This is a genomic window from Anaeroplasma bactoclasticum (assembly GCF_003550015.1).
Classification (GTDB): Bacteria; Bacillota_I; Bacilli_A; order Acholeplasmatales; family Anaeroplasmataceae; genus Anaeroplasma; species Anaeroplasma bactoclasticum.
Genome location: NZ_QXEV01000050.1, coordinates 1 through 7,415, shown reverse-complemented (window position 1 = coordinate 7,415; position 7,415 = coordinate 1). Strand labels below are relative to the sequence as shown.

4 protein-coding genes are annotated in these 7,415 nt (G+C 30.4%); all 4 read right to left on the bottom strand.

The window, feature by feature from the left end; all coding sequences use genetic code 11:
• Positions 1-294: 294 nt before the first annotated feature.
• Positions 295-4,722: a DUF4011 domain-containing protein gene (locus EI71_RS09900; RefSeq protein ID WP_119017062.1), complete on the bottom strand. Its 4,428-nt coding sequence runs from the start codon at positions 4,720-4,722 to the stop codon at positions 295-297.
• Positions 4,723-4,731: 9 nt separating this feature from the next.
• On the bottom strand, positions 4,732-6,285 hold the full coding sequence (locus EI71_RS09895) for a phospholipase D-like domain-containing protein (RefSeq protein ID WP_119017061.1): 1,554 nt from the start codon (positions 6,283-6,285) through the stop codon (positions 4,732-4,734).
• A 179-nt stretch (positions 6,286-6,464) separates the two neighbouring features.
• On the bottom strand, positions 6,465-7,208 hold the full coding sequence (locus EI71_RS09890; RefSeq protein ID WP_119017060.1) for a hypothetical protein: 744 nt from the start codon (positions 7,206-7,208) through the stop codon (positions 6,465-6,467).
• 87 nt (positions 7,209-7,295) lie between these two features.
• Positions 7,296-7,415: amino acid--tRNA ligase-related protein (locus EI71_RS09885; protein WP_147387595.1), on the bottom strand; the 120-nt coding region annotated here is incomplete at its 5' end.

The window sequence follows — 7,415 nt, the reverse complement described above, 5'->3', positions numbered from 1 at the left end:
TGTTCACAAGGCCTCACGGGATAAGCCATAAATCTTTCCTAGTTTACCCACTTGATTTACCGATTAGGGTTACGATTGCCTTTTGGACTTTGTTGTGTCTTGCCAACTTATCCGCCTAATGGGCCTCATTATCAAGTTTCTGTTCGTTGGGCCACTATTTCGCTATTACTTCTTTTCACGCTCCATCACTGGTTTACGCTTTGCAAGTCGCTATCAAGTTCGTCGGCAACTACGCCTCTTGGGACTTTCACCCTAGATTTATAACATGCCCGTCATACAAGAAAAAAGCCTGTATTAAATATACAGGCATTCTCCTCTTTGAATAATTCTTCCCTCAAGCTTTAAATAAACTACCGCATCCATTAATAGCTTCTTTGTATTATCAGTTAATCTTGAGAAACCTAAAAGCTTTAGAATTGCTTTAAATGCACCCTCAACTGTAATACCCTCAGAATAAGAAACGATAGTATATAATCCTTCCTTTAATTCCTCCATAGGTATTTCATTTAGCATACGGTCAGAATGAATTCTTAATTCTATGGTATCACGAGGATTTAACCAAATGGTATTACCAACGATAGTTACAGATTCAGGCATAGCCTTAGATGCTTCATTTTTAACTACATTCGTAATTCTAGTTTTACCCATCGCAACAGCACATTTTCTTAAGAAATAGTCATTGTGAATTGGCTCTTCTTTTTTAAGTAGCTCAAGCATTGCATATTCTAATCCCTTATTCATATAATTCTTCATTAGAATTTCATTAGGCATTGCTTCATATTCCTTAAAATGAGATTCTAAGGTATCCTTAGATTCAACAATAAAGGATTCTACACTAGATTCTTCTTCATGCTCCTCTTCTACATTATTTCTTAAGAAATCAAGTAGTCGGCTTTGTTCTTGTGACATATCCTCAATATAACTTGGGGAATAAATCTTATAATATTTCCATCCCTGACGAGAAAGTAGCATTTCTTCTAGTCTATTTGTATCGGTTGTATTATTATTTCTTGACATACCATCAATCATAATGGCAGCCTTAAAGCTATCCTCTTCATTTTCCTTTACTGCAAGAGGAATTCTAAAGGAGGATGAACCATAATTTGTATAACAAATATAATGGTTTTCCTCTAAGAATTCTTTAATAGAATTAATGATTCCATTATCGGATTCTGTATAATTCTTCTTAGCTAATACATTTTCTGCAAAATCTAGATATTCCTTTAATAATTTAACTCCAATAGAGTCTGTTGTATTATCTCTGATATCGGAAGCTTTAATAGAAGATACAATTGTAATATTATATTTCGATCTAGTTACAGCTACATTTAATCTTCTTTCGCCACCCAAATTATTTAATGGACCAAATCTTTGATAGAACTTACCGTCATTATTATATCCATAACAAATGGAGAAGATGATTCTATCACGCTCATCCCCCTGTACAGTTTCTAGGTTTTTAACGAAGAATGGTTCTTCTACCTCATCGGTAAAATATTTATGTAATTCAGGATATTTTGATATTTTTTCATCTACCATATCCTCAATTAATTCGGCTTGCACCTTGGAGAAGGCAACAACACCCAAAGACTTATTTGATTTTTGGTAATGAGATATTACCATATCTGCAATTAATTCTGCTTCCTTTTGGTTGGTTCTAGATTTCACATTGTAAATACCATCCTTAACATAGATAAAATCAATACCAAAGCCCACCTCATGCTTTTTAGCCTCAGGAATAGTAATTAATGTAGAATCATAGAATTCCTTATTAGAGAATGCTATTAATTCCTCACTTCTACTTCTATAATGCCATTTTAAGCTTGTTGTAGGTAAATAGCTTGTTCCCATATCCAAAATAGATTCATCTACAGATTCATAATCCTCATCATCATTATCATCAGATATTGCATTAAAGAAATTAGATGGTGGCATCTGCTTAGAGTCACCAATAATAATACACTGCTTACCTCTATAGATTGCACCAAAGGCATCCTCTGCAAATATCTGAGAGGCCTCATCGAAGATAACACAATCAAATTCATTATCCTCTGTTAAATATGTAGATACGGATAGAGGTGACATTAAAAATACTGGCTTAATTGTAACTGCAAAATCATAAATTTCAGACAACAATAACCTGACTGGCTTTTGTCTTTTAATCTTATTAGCTTCCTTAGCTAAAATCTTAAACTGAGATCCTTCTAGTAATACATCATCTGGTCTTTTCATGGAATTTACTGCGATAATATAGTCTCTATTTAATCGCATAATTGCTTCATCTAAGGATACAAATTCCTTGACCTTATCCTTAAATGCGGTAGATGAGAAGCTAGATAAAATAGGATTCTTTTGAATAACATCAAAGATCTTATTTTGCATAAATGTCTTACGATATACACTATCCATATTCTCAAGGCATAAGCCTGTTTTTAAATATGTATGCAAGAACTCTAATAGATTATCCTTCTTTAATTCCTTTAATACGGCTAAAACTCTAATATAGGATTGCATCAAATCCTTTTTCTTATACATTTCATTTAAATGATTAGATACTACACTTAATGGAGTCTTATAGAAATTAAGAATTGCAGAATCAAATCTTACCTGAAGCTTTCTTAAATTGATATCTCCATCCTGGTAATTCTTAAATGATAGCATTTGATCTAATATATAATTCTTAACGGTATTCTTTTCTACACTAGAGGAGTAGGAAACTCTTATTCCTGCAAAAGGAATATAGGCCTCTACATCCTTCTTTATAGCTTCCATATTTTCTGTATTTACATATGGAATATATTTTGATATAGATTCCTTTAATACCTTTCTTCTAAATAATCTTTCCTTTAAATCCACAATTTCTTTAAGCTCAGATACTAATACCTTATGGCTTGCCTTATCATCTCTATAGGAAAGGATTTCTCTTTTAGTATCTCTATATTCCTTATTGAAGGATTTAAATAAGCCGGTATGGCTTTTTAATTTACGATATAGGCAATTTACATCAATATTCACAAATTCCTTATCATAATTCTTCATAGCTGAAGATGCTAAGGAAATAGATAAATATTCCTTCATTAAAGGTAATACATATTCTAAATTATCCTTAGATAATGATAATAAATCATGATATTCTAATTGATTAAATACAGGAATAAAATCAAATACCTTATACAAATCATCAATAGATAATATTTCTCTTTCTTGAATAGAAATATACTTATTTAAATTCTTTCTATAGGATTCTAGTTTAATTAAATAAGCAATTGCGTCTGTGAACTCCTTATTCATTTCATAGGTAATATAGGATTTATTCATATCATTAAATCCATAGAATACAGAATCTCTATAATCATATCCAATAGGAGCTATTGCATCCTTATATTCTCTTAAATTTCTAGAGGTATTATTCATTTCTTGTAGTGGAGTAGATGAAATATCTATGAATCTATAATCTAGGGGTACTTCCCTTTCATTCATATATAAGGAGAATAATTCAAATACAGTAATTTCTTCTCCTTCTACCTTAGAATCAATTGCCTTTTTATAATTATCAAGCTCTGCCTTTAATATGGCATGGTTTTCCTTTGTATCCTCTGCCATATTCGATACACTATACTTTGGTAAGGTTGCTGTTTTATATAAATTATCAATGAAGGTCTTTTTATTTGCCTTAGAGGAATGAAGCTCTATCGCAAATTCAGATAAGCCTGCTCTTTTTAAATTCTCATATACTACCTGTAAGGCTTGAAGCTTTTCCGATACGAATAGGACATGTCTACCATTTCCAATTAGGGATGCAATAATATTTGTAATCGTTTGGCTCTTACCAGATCCTGGAGGCCCCTGTAATGTGAAGGATTTGCCCTTAACTGCCATCTCTATTGCGGCATACTGGCTTGAATCACAGTTTACTACTGGTAATGCTTTACCATCTAGGGTAATATCTCCATCTAATCTATTTCCAAGTAAAGCGTTAATGTTTCTATTTTGTAATACCTTAGCCTCATGATCCTTTAAATCTCTATACATGTTCATCTTTAAGAAGGAATAAATACCTAAGGACATACCATCAAAATAAATGACATCCTCTGGTAATACCTTCTTAATTTGTTCCATGTATATATCAAAATCAAAGTCTTCTGTATAATAATTTGGAATATCAAATTTTCTTGTTGTATTGAAAAAATAATCTAGGGTTGGGTTTAGGATAATATCATCATCCGATGCGGATATTTTATATACACCATTCATATTCTTTTGATATTCTACAGGTATTAATAAAAGTGGTGCTTGATAACAAACATTATCCTCCTTATAGCTTACAAAGCCGAAGGTTAAATATAAGGAATTAATACCTTTTTCATTAATAGAATATTTATATTCCTTTAATAAAGCTCTTAAGGTTTTATCTAGCTTATAGCCCTTTTTATAAGCTAATAATTCCTTTGGCTTTATAGCTTCCTTACAAATATCATAAACCTTAAGTGGAGAATATTCTAAAATAGAATCTCCTTCTTCTGCGAAGGTTTTATGATACCTTTCTAGCATAGGATCAATTAACATAAAGGAAAATTCCTTTCCACTCGTTAATCCTTCATATATTTCTCTATAATTTTTATTTAAAATAGAAATACTTTTAAACCCAGTTTCCTTATAATTTAATAATCTATTTCTTTTTCCTAAGTCTAAAAGCTTATTTGCTAAATCTTCAAGTTTCATACTACTCTCCTAATACAAAGGGGCAAAAATAGAAAATATATATCCAATAACCCTTTGATACCATTTTCTTTTATGCCAATCCTTATAATCAAATAATATAGATTTCTCTATAGTATCTATGAAATCACATTTCATAGTCAATATTTCCTTATTATATAAAATGAATGCTCCACATTCATAATGTAAGAATAGACTTCTATAATCCATATTGATTGTGCCTGCAAAGGCATATTTATCATCAATAATTATATTCTTTGCGTGATTAAAGCCATCCTTAAACTCATATATTTTACCACCAGCCTTATAGATATCTCTATAATTTAATCTTCCCATATAAAAGGCTGTCTTTTTGTCTGGAATATGAGGCATTAATATTCTTACATCAACACCCTCTTTTATTTTTCTTACCAATAGCGCTATAAGGGCATCATCAATAACAAAATATGGTGTAGATATATAAATATATTTTTCTGCAGAAGAAATCATAGAACAAAATAAATCATACGCAGGAGTTACTTTATTTGTAGGTCCATCCCATATAGGCATTACATAGCCCTCTTGATTTAAATTTAATTTTGGAATACTTGGGTAATCAATAACTGTAGTACCTCTAATTCTTCCCCAGGTAGTTAAAAACATATTGGTATAGGAATATCCAATATCTCCAGTAAGCTTTACTGCAGTATCTCTCCAATAGCCAAATCGACTTATTTTATGAATATATTCATCTGCTAAATTATCTCCACCAGTATAGACGATTTTACCATCGATAATCGTTACCTTTCTATGATCTCTATAATTGGATAATAAATTGAAGGTAAATGGTTCATAGTCTTCTACCATACAATTTGGTATTTTTTTTAATCTTTTTAATAGCTTATATGTCATTCTACCCTTAGAGCCTAAATCGTCATAAATAATCTTTATTTCTACGCCTCTTTCGCCTAAGTCCTTTAATACTTCATATAGCTCATCTAAAATATAGCCATCAGCAATTATAAAATATTCCATATAAACATAGGATTTGGCTTTCTTTAATTCCTCTATCATATCCTTATGCTTAGATAGTGCATCATTAAAATATTTTACTTCAATATTTTTATATAAATTTAATGGCTCACTTGATTTAAGTGCAGATACCATATTATAGGCAGTTAAATCTTTTCCCTTTAATTCTTCCATTACCTCATTATCATCTAATACCTTTACATCAACCATTCTTTTTCTATAGGATAGGCTTGAGGCCCATTTCGTTAATTGGTTTAAGAAATATAAAGTAGAAAAAGGAACAGGTAAGGTCATAATCATAATACACCAGGTTAGCTTATAATTGGTTGGAATACTTCTTCTTATAATAAAGATGGTTGTAATCGCACCTATAATATAGGTTCCAATTAAAATGTATGGTGCATAGCTTGAAACAGATAATTCATTATTAAAATAGAAATTAATAGATAGAACAAAAATACCAATTTGAATTACAAATAATAGGGTACTAAATATATATAATATAATTTTAGACCAAATAGGTAAGCTTGTTCTTTCACTTCTTATTCCTGTCATATAAATCACCTATTCATAAGTATAGCATTTTATATTATATTTTTTAAGTTTTATAAGACAATAAAAGCCGATTTTTAATAGAAAAACCGGCTTTTATTAGAATTATTTATCTATTTATTTTTTAATTAAACTCAAATCTTTTTTTTGAATATGTTTTATTATTCTTCCTGTAATATCTTTTAATTCAATATTGAATAAGCAATATCTTTTTCGCACTTTACAAAGTCTATTTCTTTCTCTAAATCAGACTTTTGTGCCAAGCCCTTTGTAATTCTTGATTCTGTAATTCTTACTCTATCATCAAGAGATTCTACATATTTATTTAAATCATTTTTTAATGCAATAATACTTTTTTCATAATCATCATCAGATATTTTTTTCTTCTGGTGATCAAAGCTTAATGCATTATATAAATCCTTATATTCTTTTGCGTTTTTACATGAAGTATAAAAACCATATTTTCTAATTTGCTTCATTTGTACTTCATCTTCCTTAGACATTAAATAAGCACCTAAGGCTACAAAGCCAAATGGAGTTACATGTAGGGCAATAATTGTGCCTACGATGATATGAGTTTGGTTTTCTCCTTCCATTACGGAATCCATATTCTTCTTTTTTGGTAAGTAACGAATAATTGTACCAATTATGCATAAAGAAAGGGATGCCACACCAATCCAAAGACATACCGGTACTTGTCCAGTAATTCCTCCAAATATAAGGCCAAGGGATAGCAAGAATGTAATTATATCTCCTATTATGAATGCGTATTTTGCAAAATCCGTATCATAATAAGGATTCCATTTTAAATAAGAATAATATCCTTCATCCTTTGGGGTTGGAATGCTTGTAGAATTACAATAAACTCTATTAGCTTGTAATTCCTCTAATTCCTCTTTTGTTAAATCTCTTCCTTCATCTTCCATTTTTTCTCCTCCTCAAATAAAAGATTATTGTCATTATACCATAGAATTATTTTAAAAACAAAAGATGGCACCAATGTGCCATCCATTTTAGTATTCACAGTTCTTTGGAGTTCTTGGATAAGGAATAGAATCACGAATGTTATCAATACCTGTTAGGTACATAATTAATCTTTCAAATCCCATACCAAATCCAGAGTGTACACATCC